This is a genomic window from Amycolatopsis suaedae (assembly GCF_004214935.1).
GTDB classification, from domain to species: Bacteria; Actinomycetota; Actinomycetes; order Mycobacteriales; family Pseudonocardiaceae; genus Amycolatopsis; species Amycolatopsis suaedae.
Map to the genome: position 1 here is coordinate 52,831 of NZ_SFCC01000008.1, position 17,452 is coordinate 70,282.

General features: G+C 72.8%; 15 protein-coding genes. 7 read left to right on the plus strand and 8 right to left on the minus strand.

Going from position 1 to position 17,452, the window contains the following annotated elements; translation table 11 throughout:
• Positions 1 to 534 precede the first annotated feature (534 nt).
• Both EWH70_RS16610 and EWH70_RS16615 read left to right on the plus strand, forming a co-directional pair.
• Entirely contained in the window at positions 535 to 3,327 is a 2,793-nt protein-coding gene (locus tag EWH70_RS16610) for a helix-turn-helix transcriptional regulator (RefSeq protein WP_165436300.1), read from the plus strand.
• Between the two features lie 470 nt (positions 3,328 to 3,797).
• Positions 3,798 to 5,003: a cytochrome P450 gene (locus EWH70_RS16615; RefSeq protein ID WP_130476332.1), complete on the plus strand. Its 1,206-nt coding sequence runs from the start codon at positions 3,798 to 3,800 to the stop codon at positions 5,001 to 5,003.
• 17 nt (positions 5,004 to 5,020) lie between these two features.
• Here EWH70_RS16615 and EWH70_RS16620 read toward each other — a convergent pair whose 3' ends face one another.
• From EWH70_RS16620 to EWH70_RS16630, 3 genes are read right to left on the minus strand one after another with little or no spacing between them, the layout of a single operon-like run.
• Positions 5,021 to 6,088 (minus strand): bifunctional RNase H/acid phosphatase, encoded by a 1,068-nt coding sequence (locus tag EWH70_RS16620; RefSeq protein WP_130476333.1) that lies wholly within the window; start codon positions 6,086 to 6,088, stop codon positions 5,021 to 5,023.
• On the minus strand, positions 6,085 to 6,822 hold the full coding sequence (locus tag EWH70_RS16625; protein ID WP_130476334.1) for a zinc ribbon domain-containing protein: 738 nt from the start codon (positions 6,820 to 6,822) through the stop codon (positions 6,085 to 6,087). Before EWH70_RS16625 ends, EWH70_RS16620 begins: the two co-directional genes overlap by 4 nt.
• Positions 6,819 to 7,640, minus strand: coding sequence for a Nif3-like dinuclear metal center hexameric protein (locus tag EWH70_RS16630; protein WP_130476335.1), 822 nt, complete (start codon positions 7,638 to 7,640; stop codon positions 6,819 to 6,821). The genes EWH70_RS16625 and EWH70_RS16630 overlap by 4 nt, the downstream gene beginning before the upstream one ends.
• Before the next feature lie 203 nt (positions 7,641 to 7,843).
• Here EWH70_RS16630 and EWH70_RS16635 point away from each other — a divergent pair, with 203 nt between their 5' ends.
• Positions 7,844 to 8,302: a low molecular weight protein-tyrosine-phosphatase gene (locus EWH70_RS16635; RefSeq protein ID WP_130476336.1), complete on the plus strand. Its 459-nt coding sequence runs from the start codon at positions 7,844 to 7,846 to the stop codon at positions 8,300 to 8,302.
• On the plus strand, positions 8,299 to 9,150 hold the full coding sequence (locus EWH70_RS16640; protein WP_205669148.1) for a fructosamine kinase family protein: 852 nt from the start codon (positions 8,299 to 8,301) through the stop codon (positions 9,148 to 9,150). Before EWH70_RS16635 ends, EWH70_RS16640 begins: the two co-directional genes overlap by 4 nt.
• On the opposite strand, the gene EWH70_RS16645 is transcribed toward EWH70_RS16640, so the two are convergent.
• A complete protein-coding gene (locus EWH70_RS16645) occupies positions 9,139 to 9,996 on the minus strand; it encodes a TIGR03564 family F420-dependent LLM class oxidoreductase (RefSeq protein WP_130476338.1) in 858 nt (285 codons plus the stop codon). The two genes, EWH70_RS16640 and EWH70_RS16645, sit on opposite strands and share 12 nt — an antisense overlap.
• Before the next feature lie 85 nt (positions 9,997 to 10,081).
• Here EWH70_RS16645 and EWH70_RS16650 point away from each other — a divergent pair, with 85 nt between their 5' ends.
• Both EWH70_RS16650 and EWH70_RS16655 read left to right on the plus strand, forming a co-directional pair.
• Entirely contained in the window at positions 10,082 to 10,954 is an 873-nt protein-coding gene (locus EWH70_RS16650; protein WP_130476604.1) for a LysR family transcriptional regulator, read from the plus strand.
• Between the two features lie 29 nt (positions 10,955 to 10,983).
• Positions 10,984 to 11,781, plus strand: a complete 798-nt coding sequence (locus EWH70_RS16655; protein ID WP_130476339.1) for an SURF1 family cytochrome oxidase biogenesis protein — start codon at positions 10,984 to 10,986, stop codon at positions 11,779 to 11,781.
• Here EWH70_RS16655 and EWH70_RS16660 read toward each other — a convergent pair.
• Positions 11,765 to 12,697, minus strand: a complete 933-nt coding sequence (locus tag EWH70_RS16660) for a cobalamin biosynthesis protein CobD/CbiB (RefSeq protein WP_130476340.1) — start codon at positions 12,695 to 12,697, stop codon at positions 11,765 to 11,767. The two genes, EWH70_RS16655 and EWH70_RS16660, sit on opposite strands and share 17 nt — an antisense overlap.
• Positions 12,698 to 12,850: 153 nt before the next feature.
• Here EWH70_RS16660 and EWH70_RS16665 point away from each other — a divergent pair, with 153 nt between their 5' ends.
• The gene (locus EWH70_RS16665) at positions 12,851 to 13,345 is read left to right on the plus strand and encodes a gluconokinase (protein ID WP_130476341.1); all 495 of its coding nucleotides are present in this window, start codon (positions 12,851 to 12,853) and stop codon (positions 13,343 to 13,345) included.
• 434 nt (positions 13,346 to 13,779) lie between these two features.
• On the opposite strand, the gene nudC is transcribed toward EWH70_RS16665, so the two are convergent.
• Genes nudC through EWH70_RS16680 form a run of 3 tightly spaced genes read right to left on the minus strand, consistent with a single transcriptional unit; the run spans position 13,780 to position 17,446 of the window.
• A complete protein-coding gene (gene nudC, locus EWH70_RS16670) occupies positions 13,780 to 14,793 on the minus strand; it encodes an NAD(+) diphosphatase (protein WP_130476342.1) in 1,014 nt (337 codons plus the stop codon).
• A complete protein-coding gene (locus EWH70_RS16675; RefSeq protein WP_130476343.1) occupies positions 14,790 to 16,163 on the minus strand; it encodes a M16 family metallopeptidase in 1,374 nt (457 codons plus the stop codon). The genes nudC and EWH70_RS16675 overlap by 4 nt, the downstream gene beginning before the upstream one ends.
• Complete coding sequence (locus EWH70_RS16680) at positions 16,160 to 17,446, minus strand: M16 family metallopeptidase (protein ID WP_130476344.1); 1,287 nt, start codon at positions 17,444 to 17,446, stop codon at positions 16,160 to 16,162. The genes EWH70_RS16675 and EWH70_RS16680 overlap by 4 nt, the downstream gene beginning before the upstream one ends.
• Between the last annotated feature and the right edge of the window lie 6 nt (positions 17,447 to 17,452).

The window sequence follows — 17,452 nt, forward strand, 5'->3', positions numbered from 1 at the left end:
CGGCCACAGAATTCGAGAAACATTTGGCGGCATGTCAAAAATGCCAATGTGAAATAAGAGAACTCGTTCCGGTGCGCATGGCACTGGAATACGCGGCCGAACTCGGCCTGTTCTCCGCTCCGGACTGGATACCTACCCAGCGGCAGCCCGAGCCGGCTCCGGCGAAGCCGTCTTGCTACGACCGGCTACGCCGGGCGTTCCTGTTGGTAACGGGGCGATAACCGTGCCGAGCGGGTCCCATTCCGTCACCGTCGCCTCCGTCTCGTTCACCTGGCTGGCCCAAGTCTTGCGTATGACGGGCCCGTGGTCTCTACGGAGGGCACCGAAGAAAACGATGTGCACCCGCTCGGCCCCCCTTCGGTACCGCTCGCCGATGTCACTCAGCGTGCTCTGGACAACACTCGTTCGGATGGGGCATCCTCCGGATCCCGTGCCTTGGTTCATGGCCAGGGTTACCGAGAGCGGCATCGGCAGCCGCGGATCGGAGACTGGGAAATGACAGCCTCGTCGTACGTGGCGGCCCACCCTGTGGCGGTGCGCAGACCCAGGAGCGCCGGCGGCACCGCACCCCTGTTCGGCCGCGAAGCGGAGCTGGATCTGCTGCGGGTACAGGCGACGCGTGCCGTCGGCGACCGCAGGGCGCAGGTCGTACTGGTCACCGGCGAGTTCGGCGCCGGGAAGTCCGCACTGCTGGACGCCGCGGCCACGCGTGCGCGCGCGGACGGATTCGCCGTGGTCACCGGAAAGGGCATGCCGCTGGAGACCCGGTTGCCGGGCGGGCTGGTCAACCAGTTGTCGGACGGGCTGCGGCGGCTGATCGGCGAGCCCGGTCCCGCGCACCCGGCCACCGAACCCGAGGGTGACCAGGAGTCCGACGCGCTGGCCGCCTTCCACGCGCTGGTCCGCGACGCGGCCGGACGAGGACCGCTGCTGCTGGCCATCGACGACGCCCACCTCGCCGACCCGTGGTCGCTGCGCTGCCTGGCCTACACCCGCGTGCGCGTGGCGGATCTGCCGATCCTGGCCCTGCTGACGATCAACCGCGGCCAGCCGCCGCACGGCGAAGTGACGCTGCCGGACGTCACGGGGTGCGGGCCGCGCACGGTGGACCTGACCGGCCTGCCCGAGTGCGGGGTCGCCGACCTGGTCGCGACCACGACCGGGCACCGCGACCCGGCGTTCACCGCCGCGTGCCGGGAGATGACCGGCGGCAACCCGTACCTGCTGCGGTCACTGGTCGGCGTGGTCCGCCGCCGGTTCGGCTCACCGGCGGAGCTAGGCATCGACGAGCTGCGCGAGCTGGGTGACGCGTCGCTGGGTGAGGTTCTGCGGGTCCGGCTGCGGCCACATCCCGGCGCGGCGCGGGTGGCCAGGGCGGTCGCGGTGCTCGGGCAGGACGCGACGCTCGACGCCATCGCCGAGCTGGCCGGCCTGGACCAGCGCGCCACCCTGCGAGCGGTCGAGACGCTGGTGCGGCTGCGCATCCTTGCCGACAGCTACCCGCCCGCCTACACCTATCCGTACCTGCGCAACACGATGCTGGCCGACATGTGCGTCGCCGAGCGGGCAGCCAACCACGCGCACGCCGCCAAGCTGCTGCACGACGCAGGCGTCGCCTGCCGCAGGGTGGCCGGTCACCTGCTCGCGGCGGGGCCGATCCGGCTGCCGTGGGGGGTCGAGGTGCTGCGGAAAGCCGCGCGCGAGGCCGTTCCCGACGGCAGGGCCGAGTTCGCCAGGCGATGCCTGGCCAGGGCGCTGGACGAGCCGATGCCGCCGGACCAGGCGCTCGCGGTCCGGCTCGAACTCGGCCACGTCGAGTACGGCATCGACCGGACGGCGGGCAAGGCGCGACTGCGGGAGGCGCTGGGCAAGGCCGAGGACCCCACCGGCGCGGCCGCCGTCACCGAGGCGATGGTGCTGCGCTCGTGCGGGATCGCCGGAATCCGGCTGGCGTTGTCGGTGGCCATCCAGGTGGTGGCCCGGCTCGGCGCTGTCGACCACGACCTGGCGCAGGGCCTGCGTTACCTGACCTACCTGGCCGCGGCGGGCGGTGACCCGAGTTCGTCAGGCTGTGCCGCACGGGTGTACGACGAGCTGTGCGCGGAGGAGCCGGGCGACCCGCGGCTACGCCGGGCGCGGGCGGTGCTGACCGCCGTCGGCCACCTGCGGTCCGGCGACTCGGCGGGCGAGGCCCTGCGCCGCGTCGCCGAGGCACTCGGCGGCGAGCCGATCCCGGCGATCAGCCTGTCCTACCCGTTCGCGTTGTTCGTCCCGCTGCTGGCCGACCAGCCCGACCAGGCCGACCGGTTCTGCCAGCAGGTCGGCAGCGACACCGCGCCCCGGGACCACCACCTGCGCAAGGGCACCGCGTCGTCGATCGCCGAGGGCGCGATCGCGCAGACGCGGGGCGACCTGCCGAAGGCGCGGGCGTTCCTGGAGGCACCGCTGCGCACGTTCGAGGACATGGGCGCGGTCGCCGAATGCCCGATGGCCACGCTGTGCCTGGCCTGGCTCGTCGAGGTGCTGGTCGACCTGGGCCGTCCCGAGGACGCGGCCGAACTGCTGGAACGCAACGCGCTGACCGGCGTGCTGCCGGAGGTCTTCCCGCACGCGTTGCTGCTACACGCCAGGGGCAGGCTGCGGCTGGCCGACGGCGACCCGAAGGCGGGACTGGCCGACCTGCTGGAATGCGGCAGGCGGCTGCGCGCACGCGGTGTCGTCAACCCGGCGATCCTGGACTGGCGGGGGCACGCGGTGCGTGCCTACCTCGCACTGGACATGCGCGAACCGGCCGCGAAGCTGGCGAAGGAAGGGCTGCGGGCGGCCCGGCGCTGGGGCACGCCACGGACGGTCGGGCTGGCGCTGCTGGCCGTCGGACTGTCCACTGAGGACACCCTGGAGGCCGAGCGCGCGCTGGCCGAGGCCGTCGAGGCGCTGGCCGCGTCGCGGGCACGGCAGCACTACGCCGAGGCCTCGGCCGAGCTGGGCACGCTGCTGCGCAGGCGTGGACGTCCCGAGGACGCCGTCCCGCACCTGCGGCGCGCCGTCGAGCTGGCGGCCCGGTGCGCGGCCAAGCCGCTGGCCCGCATGGCGGCCGACGAGCTGCGCGCGGCCGAGGGCACGCTGCGGCCCGGCCGCGACACCGTGCACGGACTGACCAAGCAGGAGACGCGCATCGCCGGCATGGCCGCGCGCGGCCTGACCAATCGGCAGATCGCCGACGCGCTGCACCTGACCAGGCGCACGGTGGAGCTGCACCTGTCCGGCGCCTACCGCAAGCTCGGCATCTCCGGCCGCGCCGACCTGAGCACCGCCCTGCTCGACTGATACCCACCCAAGCACGTGAAGGCCACCTTCAACAGGTGTGACGTCAGGGCCCCGGCGAAGTCGGGGTGCTGCGCGCCCCCAATGTGGCATTGGGGGAGTTCAAGTTCCCCAATGCCACATTGGGGGAGGTTGCTGGGTCTCTTTCGTGGTGACGGCTGGGTCTGTTGAGCCGGGTGTGACTGCTGGGGCCGCGACCCCGGGACGGGGAGTTCATGAAGGCCACCTTCATCACATGAGACGACAGAAACTCGGCCTTCACACCCGCGCAGCCAACGGCACCTCACTTGCGCCGGTCGAACCCGACTTTGCCGTGAAGGTGGCCTTCACGAGCTTGGGGCACGCGGCGGCGCGTGGGGAAGCGCCACACCGCCGGATACTTCCGTAATTCATACGCGTCAGCAACTTCACAGAGTTGTGAAAATCGGTAATGTGGAACTCGCGTCCCTCACTTCCTCACGAAGGAGTCCGAGTTGACCGAGACCACCACGCCCGTCTTCGACGGCCTTCCCATCGAGCGCGAGCGGCCACTCGACCCGCCCGACGCGATCACCCAGGTCCGCGAGGATCAGCCGGTCGCCCGGCTGCGCTTCCCCGACGGGCACCTCGGCTGGCTCGTCACCGGGTACGCGGAGACACGGCAGATCATGGGCGACCCGCGGTTCAGCTCCAACGGTCACCTGAAGCGGCCGGCCATCCCGACCCCGCGGTTCAAGGAAGGCATGACGCGGGAGCTGCCGCCGGGGATGTTCCTGCACATGGACCCGCCGGACCACACCCGCCTGCGCAAGCAGCTCACCGGCCAGTTCACCGTCCGCCGGATGAAGCAGCTCGCACCGCGCATCGAACAGATCGCGAACGACCACGCCCAGGCCATGCTCCGCAACGGCCCGCCGGCGGACCTGGTGCGGGACTTCGCGCTGCCGATCCCGTCGCTGGTGATCTGCGAGCTGCTCGGCGTCCCGTACGCCGACCGCGAACGGTTCCAGCGCGACTCGGCCAGGATGCTCAAGCTGGACACCGGCGCCGAGGAAGCCGCCGCGTCGATCGCCTCGGTGTACGGGTTCCTCGCCGAACTGGTGCAGCGCAAGAAGTCCGAGCCCGCCGACGACCTGCTCAGCGGGCTCATCGAAGCGGGCGTGCTGGACGACGGTGAGCTGGCCGGGGTGGGTTTCCTGCTGCTGATCGCCGGTCACGAGACGACGGCCAACATGCTCTCGCTGGGCACCTACACGCTGCTGCGCAACCCGGAGCAGCTGGCGAAGCTGCGTGCCGACGAGTCACTGATGGACGGCGCGGTCGAGGAACTGCTGCGGTACCTCACCATCGTCCACCTCGGCACCCAGCGCATCCCGACCGAGGACGTCGAGATCGGCGGCGTGCGGATCAAGGCGGGCGAGGTCACCGTGCTGCACCTGCAGGGCGCCAACCGCGATCCGGAACGCTTCGGCACCGCCGACGAGCTGCGGGTCGACCGGGGAGCCTCCGGGCACCTGGCGTTCGGCCACGGGATCCACCAGTGCCTCGGCCAGCAGCTGGCCCGCATCGAGATGCGCATCGGCTACACGACCCTGCTGCGGACGTTCCCGGACCTGCGGCTGGCCGTTCCCGCCGAAGAGGTCAAGCTCCGCACCGACATGGCCATCTACGGCGCACACGAGCTGCCGGTGACCTGGTGAGCTGACGCCGGGCCCGGCTACGCCAGGTGGGAGATGTCGTTCACCAGGCGCACCGAGGCGTTGCCGTCGGGGTAGAACTCCACGATCGACAGCGACGCCAGATCCAGGTGCAGCCGGAACAGCAGGCTGGGCCCGGCGTCCAGCGCCAGCCGCAACAGCGACTTGATCGGCGTGACGTGGCTGACGACCACCACCGTCCGCTCGCCGAACCGCTCGACCAGCTCGTCGCGCACCCCGCGCACCCTGCGGTGCACCACGTCGAAGCTCTCCCCGCCGGGCGGGGCGACGGACGGGTCGGCCAGCCAGGACGCGTGCAGGCCCGGGTCGCGCTCGGCGGCCTCGCCGAACGTCAGCCCCTCCCACTCGCCGAAGTCGGTCTCGATCAGCCCGGGCAGCGTCTCCGGACGCCCGCCCAGGGCGTCGGCGACGGCCTGCGCGGTCTGCCGGGTGCGGGTCAGCGGCGAGCACACGATCGGCGCCCCGGCCAGGCCGTCCATGCCGGCGATCCGCTTCGCGGCGGCGGCCACCTGGGTCAGGCCGTGCTCGGTGAGCGGCACGTCGCCACGGCCGGAGTACCGGCGGTCCACCGACATCTCCGTCTGCCCGTGCCGCAGCAGCAACAGCTTCGTCGGCGTGCCGCGCGCGCCCGTCCAGCCGGCGGGTGAACTGCGTTCCTGCACGCGAGGCGCACCGTCCATGGCCTCGTTGGCCAGCCGGTCGGCGTGGGCGTTGGACGCCCTCGGGATCCACTCGTAACGCACGGCGTCGAACCCGGCCGCCAGTTCACGGGCCCGCTCGGCCAGCGGCTTGAGCGCCTCGTGCTTGATCTTCCACCGGCCGGACATCTGCTCGACGACCAGCTTCGAGTCCATCCGGACGTCCACAGTGGACGCACCGAGTTCCGCGGCCGCCCGCAGCCCGGCGATCAGGCCGGAGTACTCGGCGACGTTGTTGGTCGTGACGCCGAGCGCCTCGGCGACCTCCGCCAGCACCTCGCCGGTACCGGCGTCGAACACGACCGCGCCGAAACCGGCGGGACCGGGATTTCCCCGGGAGCCGCCGTCGGCCTCGACTCGTACCCTCACAGGCCGGACTCCATCGTCCGCACCAGGATCGCGCCGCAGTTCTCGCAGCGCATCACCGCGTCCTCGGGCGCCGCCTTGATCTCGGCGATCGCGTTGCGGTCGATGTCGAGCTGGCAGGCACCGCACCGGCGGGCCCGCAGCAGCGCGGCGCCGATCCCCTTCTGCGCCCGCACCTTCTCGTAGAGCGCGAGCAGGTCATCGCCGAACCTGGGCAGCAGCGCGGCCCGGTCGGCGTCCCGGCGGGCCTTGCTGGTGTCGATGTCGGTCAGTGCCTCGGCCATCCGGGACCGGGCGTCGGCCAGCTCCTGCTCGGCCTTGTCGACCTCGGCGCCGGTGCGCTGGGCGTCCAGTTCCAGCGCCTCCCGGCGCTCCATCAGCTCCAGCAGGTCGTCCTCCAGCGCCGACTGCCGCCGCTGCAGGCTGTTCAGCTCGTGCTCCAGGTCGGTGAGCTGCTTGGCCGACACCGACCCCGACTCCAGCAGCTTGCGGTCCCGGTCGCCCCTGGCCCGCACCGACTCGACCTCACGTTCCTGCCGGGTGACCTCGCGGTCCAGGTCGGAGACCTGCGTCCGCACCGAGACCAGCGCGTCCTTCTTGGCGCGCAACGACTTCTCGGTCTCCTCGATCTGCGCCAGCTCAGGCATCGTGCGGCGGCGGTGCTCCAGCCTGGACAGCTCCGCGTCCACCTTGGCCAGGTCCAGCAACGAACGCTGCACGGACGGATCTGCCTTCACAGTGTCTCCTCGGCTCGAAGACTCCACGGGTCGGTGCACCGCGCGGAGACGTGAACGTCGACGTTACCCGCAAACGCCGCCCGGATCACGGCCGCCGCCTGGCCGCACCACGGCCACTCGCTGGCCCAGTGGGTCAGGCCCACCAGCGCCGGAACGGCCTGCCCGGCCTCCAGGTGCTCGCCCGCCGGGTGGTGGCGCAGGTCGGCGGTGACGTAGGCGTCCACCCCGGCGACGGTGGCCGCCGCGAGGAAGGAATCCCCGGACCCGCCGGACACCGCGACCGTCCTGATTGGACGATCTGGGTCCCCAGACGCGACCACACCCGGCACGGTGGCGGGCACGGCACCGGCGACCCTGCGGACGAACGCCCCGAGCGGCTCGGCCTCGGCCAGCTCACCGACCCGGCCCAGGCCGGTCACCCCGTCGGCGTTCGGCGCGAGCGGGCGCAGCACCCGCAGGCCGATGGCCTCGGCGAGGGCGTCGGACACCCCGGGGCTGGCCGAGTCGGCGTTGGTGTGCGCACACAGCAGGGCCGTTCCCGACCGGATGAGCCGGTGCACCAGCCGCCCCTTCGGCGTGTCGGCGGCGACGCCGTGCACGCCACGCAGCAGCAACGGGTGATGCGCGAGGATCAGCTGCGCGCCCAGCTCGACGGCCTCGTCGACGGTCGCCTCCACGACGTCGACACAGACCAGCACCCTGCTCACCGGCTCGGCCGGATCCCCGCAGACCAGGCCGACCGCGTCCCAGGACTCCGCCAGCTCGGGCGGGTAGGCGGCCTCGACGGCCCTGATGACCTCGGCCAGCGTCACGGACATGCCGTGATCCTCGCATGCGTGATACGAGACACCCGTGCCCCGTACCGGAAATCCGCTGGGTAATTCGCCGGGCCCAGCTTCTCGCTGGCGGCGTCGCCGGTCCGCCCGAGTACGGCCAGTACGAGGGCGACCCGGCGCCTTGCCAGCGAAAACCTGGACTCACCGACTTACGCACCGGATTTCCGGTACGGGACACTGGCGGCATGCACCTCTGCTTCGTCTGCTCGGGCAACATCTGCCGTTCCCCGATGGCCGCACTGGTGTTCGGCGAGCACCTGCGCCGGGCCGGGCTGGCCGGCCAGGTGCGGGTGACCAGCGCCGGAACCGGGCCGTGGCACGTCGGCGAGCCCGCCGACCCCAGGGCCCAGGCGACCCTGACCGCGGCCGGCTACCCCACCTCCCACGTCGCTGCCCAGGTCGACGCGAGCCACCTCGACGCCGACCTGCTGCTGGCCGCCGACCTCGGCCACCTGCGGGTGCTGCGGGGCAAGGTCGGCGATTCGGACCGGGTGCGGCTGCTGCGCGACTTCGATCCCGAGGCCGGGCCGGACGCCGAGGTTCCCGACCCGTACTACGGCGGTGACGACGGCTTCGTCACCGTGCTGGGCATGATCGAACGCTCCAGCGCCGGGCTCCTGGACTGGGTACGGGAGCGGCTGTGACCGCCCTGGACGCCGTCCGCGAACACCTCGGCGTCGAGGGCGTGCACGCCTACCGGCTGGGCAGCTCGGTGTTCGTGGTGAGCCTGCCCGGGGGCGGGCAGGTGGTCGCCAAGCACACCGAGGCGGCTGCCGCCGAGGCCGCCGGCCTGCGCTGGCTGCGCGAGCCGGGCGACGTCGCGCTGCCCGCCGTGCACGGCAACGACGGCGAATGGGTGATCACCGACTACGTGGCACCCGGCGCGCCGAGCGTGGCGGCAGCCGAGGCGTTCGGCCGCGGGCTGGCCGCACTGCACCTGCGGGGCGCGCCCGCGTTCGGGGCCCCGCCACCGGGCGGCCCGGCCGACGCCTGGATCGGGCTGGCGCCGATGCGTAACGAACCGTGTGCCACGTGGGCGGAGTTCTACGCGGCCCACCGCGTCGAGCCGTACCTGCGCAGTGCCCGTGACCAGGGCCTGTTCACCGCCGACCAGGCGGCCGTCGTCACCGCGGTGTGCGACCGGCTTCCCGACCTGGCCGGGCCGCCGGAGCCGCCCGCGCGGCTGCACGGCGACGCCTGGAGCGGCAACGTGCACTGGAGCGCCGACGGCCCGGTCCACCTCATCGACCCGGCCGCCCACGGCGGGCACCGGGAGACCGACCTGGCCATGCTGCGACTGTTCGGCACGCCGCTGCTCGACCACATCCTGGACGCCTACACGTCGGCGGCCGCCGACGCGGGCGCGCCGCTCGCCGACGGCTGGCGCGACCGCGTCGGCCTGCACCAGTTGTTCCCGCTGCTGGTGCACACGACGTTGTTCGGCGGCGGCTACGCCGCACAGACGCTGGCCGCCGCCCGCTCAGCCGGCTAACACCGCCGCGGTGCGCTCCTGCTCGGCGGGACTGCCCAGTGGCACGAAGCCCAGGTCGGTCACCCCGGCGTCGCGGAACCGCGCCACCTCCGCCGCCACCGTCGCCTCGTCCCCGGCGATGACGGCGTCGGCGGGACCACTCAGCCCGCCACGGTCGAGCACCGCGCGGTAGGCGGGCATGTCCTCGGTCCCCGCGAACGCCTCCGCGGCCCAGGCCCGCACGCCGTCGGGGTCGTCGGTGACCGAGATCATCGCCCCCACCATGACGCGGCGGCCGGGGCCGAGGCGGGGCACCAGGTAGCTGTCGACCAGGTCCGGCCGGACCCAGGTGGCGATCAGCCCGTCGGTCATCTCGGCGGCGATTTTGATCATGACCGGACCGGTCGCGGCGAGCAGCAGGTCCGGTGCCTCGCCCTTGATGGCCAGCTGGGTGTCGACGGTGTACTCCTCGCCCTGGTGCTTCACCGGTTCACCACGCAGCAGCGGGCCGAGGATCCGCAGGTACTCGCGGGTGTGCCGGGCGGGCTTGTCGTAGGGCAGGCCGAGCTGGTCGGAGATGTACCAGGCATGGCTGGGCCCGATTCCCAGGCTGAGCCTGCCGCCGATGAGGGACTGGACCGTGCGGGCCTCGGTGGCGAGCACCACGGGGTGACGTGGCTGGGTGGGCACGACGGACGTGCCGACGTCCAGCGGGGTGCGGGAGGCGGCCAGTACGGCCAGCGGATCCCACTGCCCGGGGGCCTGGTTGGTCCAGGCCGTGGGGAAACCGGCGCGCTCCGCGGCTTCGATCGCGTCGACCATGTCGGCGGCGGTCGCGGCGGGGTTGATCAGAGGTCCGATACGCATGCCTCCATGTCAGCGCGGGATGCCGCGCCCATCCATGCACGGCTGTCCCGCACTGTGATCACGAAATGTGATTAGTGTGGACGCCATGGAGCTGCGGGCACTCCGTGCTTTCGTCACGGTCGCCGAGGAACTGCACTTCGGCCGGGCCGCCGAGCGGCTGCACATCGTCCAGCCCGCGGTCAGCCAGCAGGTGGCGCGGCTGGAACGGGAGCTGGGCGTGCGGCTGCTGGACCGCACCCGGCGCAGTGTCCGGCTCACCGACGCCGGAACCCGGGTGCTCGACGCCGCACGGGAGGCGCTGGTCGCGGCCGACCGGGTGCGGGCGGTGGCCGTCGAGCCGGTGCCGGGTGACCTGCGCATCGGTACCGGGCCGGAGTTCGCCGCCCGGATCGAGCGCGGGATCGAGTTGCTGCGGGAGTACGTCCCGCAGCTGCGGGCGACGCTGGTGGAGCTGCCGGTGGCGCCGCGGCTGGAGGCCGTGCGCCGCCACGAGGTCGGCTTCGCGCTCGTCCGCGGCGTGGTGGACGCGCCGGGGCTGCGGGTGCACCCGATCTGGAGCGAACCGCTGGTGGCGGTGCTGTCGGTGCAGCATCCCGCCGCCGGGAAGCCGTCGGTGCGGGTCGCCGACCTCGCCCCGCTCCCGCTGCGCTACCCCAACCGGTCCTGCGAGCCGTCCCTGCACGCCACGATGATGTCCACGTTCGCCGGTCTCGGGCTGACCCCGACGCTGGGCAGGCCCACCGGCACGATCGGCAGCACGCTGGTCGAGGTGGGTGCGGACCGCTGGTCGTGGACGCTGTTGCCGGCAGGCGAGGTCGCCCGCGCCGGGCTGTCCAGCGTGGTCGGTGTGCCGCTCGACCCGGAGGTCACGGTGCCCGGCAGCCTGGTGTACCGCGACGACATGAGCGAGGCGTGCGTGAGCGCGCTGACTCGGGCGTTCGCCGGGGCACCGGCCTGACCGCCGCGCCGACCTTCTACCGTGGAGGGGTGCGGTGGAGGTTCCTGCTCAGACCTGGCTGGCTGGCGTTGACGCTGGCCGTGTTCGCCTTCGCCGGTTCCTGCTTCACACTGCTGGCGCCCTGGCAGTTCCAGCGCGACGCCGACCGGGAGGCGCAGAACGCGGCCCTGCAGGCGTCGTTCGTCGCCGAGCCGGCGCCGTGGACCCCGCGGCCGGGCCCGGAGTGGTCGCGCACGGTGGTCACCGGCACCTACCTGCCGCAGGCCGAGGTGATCGCGCGCCTGCGGACCGTCCAGGGCGAGCCCGCGTTCGAGATCCTCACCCCGCTGCGCACGACCTCGGGCGAGGTCGTGCTGGTCGACCGCGGCTCGGTGGCCCCGGACGACCGCACCCGCGTACCGCCCTACGCGGCACCGCCCGCCGGGGTGGTGACGATCGTCGGCCGCAACCGGGCCGACGAGACCGACCCGCGTGGCCGGGACGCGTTCGCCGACGAGTCGACCGACGGGCGCCTGCACTCCTACTCGGTGGACTCCCGGGTGGTGGCGCGCTCCAGCGGTCTGCCCATCCAGCCCGGCTACCTGCAGCTGGACGCCGGGCAGCCGGGCGTGCTGTCCCCGCTGCCGCTGCCGAAGCTGGAGGCCGGGCCGTTCTTCTCCTACGCCCTGCAGTGGATCGCGTTCGGCGTGATGGCGTTGTTCGGCTGGGGCTACTTCACGATCCGCGAGCTGAAGCCGGGCGGGGCGCTCACCCGCGAGCGGACGCGGCGCAAGTCCGTGGCCGAGATGCTGGCCGAGGACGAGGAACCGGTCAGGAGCGGTTCCTGAGGCCGAGGCCGACGGCCAGCACCGCGGCACCCGCTCCGGCCAGCCAGCCGACCACACGGGACAGTTCGACGGCCCGGGTGACGTGCCCGGCGTCCGGATTGCGGCCGTCACCGAGCACCGGCAGTTCCTCGACGCCGTGCGGATAGACCGTCCGCCCGCCAAGGCGGATCTCCAGCGCCCCGGCGAACGCGGCCTCGACACGGCCGGCGTTCGGGCTGGGGTGCGCCGACGCGTCGCGTCGCCACGCCCGCCAGGCACCACCGGCCGAGCCGCCCACGACGGGCGCGCCGCCGACGGTCAGCAGCGCGGCAAGCCGGGTGGGCAGCAGGTTGACCAGCTCGTCGAGGCGGACGACGAACCAGCCGTAGCGACGCCTGCCCGCGACCCTGCGCAGCACGGACACCGCGCGCGAGCCGAGCATGCCGGGCGCTCCGGCGACCGCGCCCCAGAACAGCGGGGCGACGACGGCGTCGGAGGTGTTCTCGGCGACGGTCTCCACGGAGGCGCGGGACAGCGCGATGACGTCGAGGCCGTCGGTGTGCCGTGGGTCCAGGGTGGACAGTGTGTGGCGGGCGGTCTCCAGCCTGCCGGTCTCCAGGTCGCGGGCCAGCTCGGCGCCGTCGAGGGCCAGCCCGGCTCCGCCGAGTACCGCCCAGGTGGTGACCGCGGTCCCGACCGCCTCGGCGACCGGGCTGCGGCGACCGGCCCGTTCGGTGAGGACACCGACCAGCACCGCGCCGCCGGCGAGGGCGCCCGCGTGCAGGAACCCGGCCAGCGGGTGATCGGCGGGCAGGCGCCGCTGCAGCGCCGTGGCCAGCCGGGCGAAGCCGTTGACCGGCCTGCCGTTCTTCGGGTCGCCGACGATGCCGTCGGCGGCCAAGCCGAGTACCAGTCCGACCGCGCGCCCCGCGCTCACCTGCGACTCCCCATGTCGACGAAACATCCTCCCCCGCGGTTCGAGAGCCGAGGCTACTCGGGCCGCCCGCACCCCGAGCACGCGTGTACTACCTTTCGGGGTTGCCGGTCCCCCGCCGGGCTGGGTAACGGTTCGATCTCGAAGGGAGCCGGCATGCCGGTCGTCGTGGTGATGGGGGTGGCCGGCTCCGGGAAGACCACCGTCGGCACCGAGCTGGCGCGGCGGCTGGGGGTGCCCTACGCCGAGGCCGACGAGTTCCACCCGGAGGCCAACATCGCCAAGATGTCGGCCGGAACGCCGCTGACCGACGAGGACCGGTGGCCCTGGCTGGACGCCATCGCCCGCTGGATCGGCAGGCACGCCGGGCCGGGCGGCGTGGTGACGTCGTCGGCGCTGAAGCGGTCCTACCGCGACGTGCTGCGTGGCGGGGGCGACGTGTGGTTCGTCCACCTGCACGGCGACCGGGAGCTGATCGCCGAGCGCATGCGGAAGCGGTCCGGGCACTTCATGCCGGTCTCGCTGCTCGACTCGCAGATCGCCGACCTGGAGCCGCTGCAGCCGGACGAGGCCGGTGTGGTGCTGGACATCGCCCGCTCCCCCGCCGACCTGGTCGAGGCGGCGCTGCGGTCCCTGCCGGATTCGTCGTGAGGGGCCCTCACGGCGTCCGCTGCCAGGGTCCTGGCAAAGTCGGGCGTCGGCGTGGGCAAGGGAGCTTTACTGGCGAAGAAGGGTAGTAAAGCTCCCTCGCTGCCTTACGGGTGTGACTGGTGGGGCCTGCGATGCCAACGGGACACCTGGGCTCGCGTGAAGGCCGAGTTCCTGTCGCCAGACGTGATGAAGGTGGCCTTCACGTACCTGACGCGAACCCGTCAGGCGGGCACACCTGTCACACCGGCACCAGCCAGCACACCCACCCCACCAGCCACCACGAACGAGACAACACCCCCCGCACCCCGCCGCCAGCAACGGCACCGTACTTGCGCGAGACGCAACCACAGCGCCCCTTGCCCACGTCGCGCTGCCCACGACTTCGCCGGGCCCCTGGCATCAGACGCCGTGAGGCCCCCTTCACGGCATGCGGGTCAGGGAGACGCCGTCGCCCAGGACTCCAGCATCACGCGGGCGATCGAGGAGTTGCCGGGCATGACCAGCCGCGTCGGGTCGAAGTCCGGGGCCTCCGGGTCCGGGTAGCCGTCCCGGCCGGCCTCCAGCGCCTCGACGACCTCGGCCCTGGTGTACCAGCGCGCCGCCTCGATCTCGCCGTCGGCCAGGCGCAGCGGGGCGTCCGCGTCGGCCCGCGCGGCGAAGCCGAGCATGATCGACCGGGGGAACGGCCACGGCTGGCTGCCCAGGTACCGCACGTCGCTGACCTCGGCGCCGACCTCCTCGCGGACCTCCCGCACGACGCAGCCTTCCAGCGACTCCCCCGCCTCGACGAACCCGGCGAGGATCGAGTACCTGCCCGGCGGCCAGATCGGCTGCCGCGCGAGCAGGACCCGTTCGCCGTTCACCCCGGCGTCGTCGTGCACCAGGCAGATCACCGCCGGGTCGGTGCGCGGGTACTCCTCGCGGCCGCACGACTCGCACTTCGTGGCCCAGCCGAACTGCACCAGCCGCGTCCGCCCGCCGCACACGGCGCAGAACGTCGCGCGACGGCGCCAGTGCCGCAACGCCAGCGCCGTGGTGAACAGTCCCGCCGACGTGTCGTCGAGCAGGTCACCGTGACCACGCAGGTCCAGCCACAGCTCGCCGTCGGCCAGTGGCGCCTCCAGGCGCAGGCCCCAGCTTCCGGTGATCGGCACCTGATCGGCGTCCTCGGGCGGTTCGCCGGGCAGGGCCCAGTAGTCGGTCTCCTCCCACTGCCCGAGGAAGACCGCGTCCTCCGGCGGGATCTCGCCGTAGTCGCGTGCCTTGCGGGTGGCCAGGGTCCGGCCGTCCCGGGGAACCGGCATGCGGCCACGGTCGTCCAGCAGCACCACAGCGGCCTGCGGCCACCGCGCGTGCAGCCGGTCCGGGTCGGTGCGCAGCGTCTCCTGCCGGTCGGCGGTCGACCGGGACAGCGTCGGCAGCGTGTTCAGCTGGAACGGAGCCGTCATGACCGCTCGACGATGACACCGCCGAGACCGGCCAGCTGCGGGCCGAGCAGGTCGGCGTCGCCCACGACGACGCCGGTGAACCTGCTGGGCGCGAAGAACTCCAGCGCCGCCTCGGTCACCTGCTCCGCCGTCACCGCGGCCACCCGGTCCGGGTGACCGAGGAACCAGTCCATCCCCAGGCCCGCGTCCACCAGCGCCGACAGCTGCCCGGCCAGGCCGGTCTGCGACGCCGTCGAGATCAGCAGCGAGCCGACGGCGTACTGCCGCACCGACTCCAGCTCCTCCTCGGTCGGCGGCACCAGGCCGAAGCGGCCCAGTTCGTAGCGGGTCTCCAGCAGCGCGGCGGCGGTGACGTCGCTGGCCGTGTCGGCGTCGACGACCAGCGTCGCTCCGGCACCGGTGAACTCGAACCCGGACCGGGCACCGTAGGTGTAACCCTTGTCCTCGCGGATGTTCTCCACCAGACGGGAGGAGAAGTAGCCGCCGAAGGCCAGGTTCGCCAATTGCAGCGCGGCGTACCGCGGGTCGGACCGGCCAATGCCACGCGCGGACAGCCTGATCTGCGACTGCACCGCACCGGCCCGGTGCACCAGCTCGATGTCGCCGCCGGTCACCTCGGGCAGTTCGGGCAGGACGTTCGCGGACAGCTGCGACTCCCAGCCCGCGAACGCCTTCTCCAGGTCGGCGACGGCACGCTCCGGGTCGATGTCGCCGACCAGCACCAGCGACGACCCCCTCGGCACCACGGCCGCGCGGTGCAGCAGCCGCACCCGCTCGGGGACGACCTTGGCGACGTCCTCGGCGTAGGGCGTCTCCCTGGCCACCGGGTGATCGCCGTACCGCTTGCGCTGCAACGCCTCCCTGGCGATCGTGCGCGGCTGCGTCCTGGCGATGGCGAGCCGTTCGATCAGCCGTTCCGACTCCCTGGTCACCTCACTGTCCATATAGGACGCGTTGACGAGCAGGTCGGCGAGGACGTCGAGCAGCGTGGGCAAGCCGCTGGCCAGCGCCGACGCGCTGATCGAGAGCGATTCGGGGTCGACCACCGTGCCCAGCTCGCCGCCGATCAGCGCCAGCTCGGTGTCGATGGCGATCCGGTCCCGGGTGGCGGTGCCGGTGACCAGCGATTCGGCCAGCACCTCGGCGGTGGCCGGGTGCAGCGGGTCGGTACCGGCGAACGGGATGGTCATCCGCAGTTCGACCATGGGAACGGTCGGCTTGCGGACGGCGAGCACCCGCAGCCCGTTACCCAGCGTCGTGTCCACTGAGGACAGATCGGCGGCAGGCCGGTGCTCACCCAGCTCGGGAACCGGCCGGGGGCCGCGTTCGGTGCGGCCGATCTCCTCGGCGCCGCGGTGGGCTGTCGTCACTGGGAACCTCCACTCTCGGGCTGGACGACCAGCACCGCACGGGAATCGGGGCGCAACGCCTTGGCCGCGGCGGCGACGTCGGCCGCGGTGACCGCGGCCATCCGGTCGGCCAGGCCGTAGACCAGGCCGGGGTCGCCGTAGAGCAGCTCGAACGCGCCGAGCGCGAGTGTCCGGGATACCAGACGGTCGTGTTCGGAATGCAGGCTCGCCGTCCAGCGGGCCCGCACCCTGGCCAGCTCCTCCTCGCCTGGCGGGGTCGCGGCCAGCCGCTCCAGCTCCTCGTCGACGGCGCCGAGCACCCGCTCGGGCGTGACGTCGGGGGCGTGGATGGCGGTGATGCTGAACGTGTCCGGGTCGCGGGCCTCGAACGGCCCGAACAGGCCCGCGCCCGCTCCGGCGTCGGTGACGATCGCGTCGCGGTGCACCAGCCGCTGCTGCAGGCGGGAGCCGTCGCCGTCGGACAGCACTCCGGCCAGCACCAGGTGGGCCAGGTAACCGTCCAGCTCGCCGACCGGGTCGGGCATGCGGTAGCCGATGGCCAGCGCGGGCAGCGGAGCGTGCGGGTCCTTGTGCTCACCGCGCTGCTCGCTGGTCGGCCGGGGCTCGGCGAACGAGGGCCGGACGGGAGCGGGCCGCGCCGGGACGTCGCCGAAATGCCGGTCGATCAGCTCCCGGGCCTGCTCGGGCCGGACGTCACCGGCCACGGTCAGCACGGCGTTGGCCGGGGCGTAGTAGGTGTCGAAGAAGGCCGCGCAGTCGTCGAGGGTGGCCTGCTCCAGGTCGACGAAGTCGCCGTAGCCGTTGTGGGCGTTGGCGAACGTCTTGTACAGCACCGGCGGCAGCAGGATCCAGGGGAACCCGCCGTAGGGCCGGTTGAGCACGTTGAGCCGGATCTCCTCCTTGACCACGTCGATCTGGTTGGCCAGATTCTCGGCGGTCAGCTTCGGCGCGCGCATCCGGTCGGCCTCGAGGAACAGCGCCCGCTCCAGCGCCGCGGCAGGCAGCACCTCGTAGTAGTCGGTGTAGTCCGGGTGGGTGGAGCCGTTGAACGTCCCGCCGCTGCCCTGCACGTGCCGGAAGTGCGCGAGCTTCTCCAGGCTCTCGCTGCCCTGGAACATCAGGTGTTCGAAGAGGTGGGCGAACCCGGTGCGCCCCTCCGGCTCGGAACGGAAGCCCACGTCGTAGTGCACGCTGACGCCGACCACCGGTGCGGTCGGGTCCGGCGCGACGACCACGCGAAGCCCGTTGTCCAACGTGAATCGGTGTAGCTCGGGTGCGGCCATGCTTCG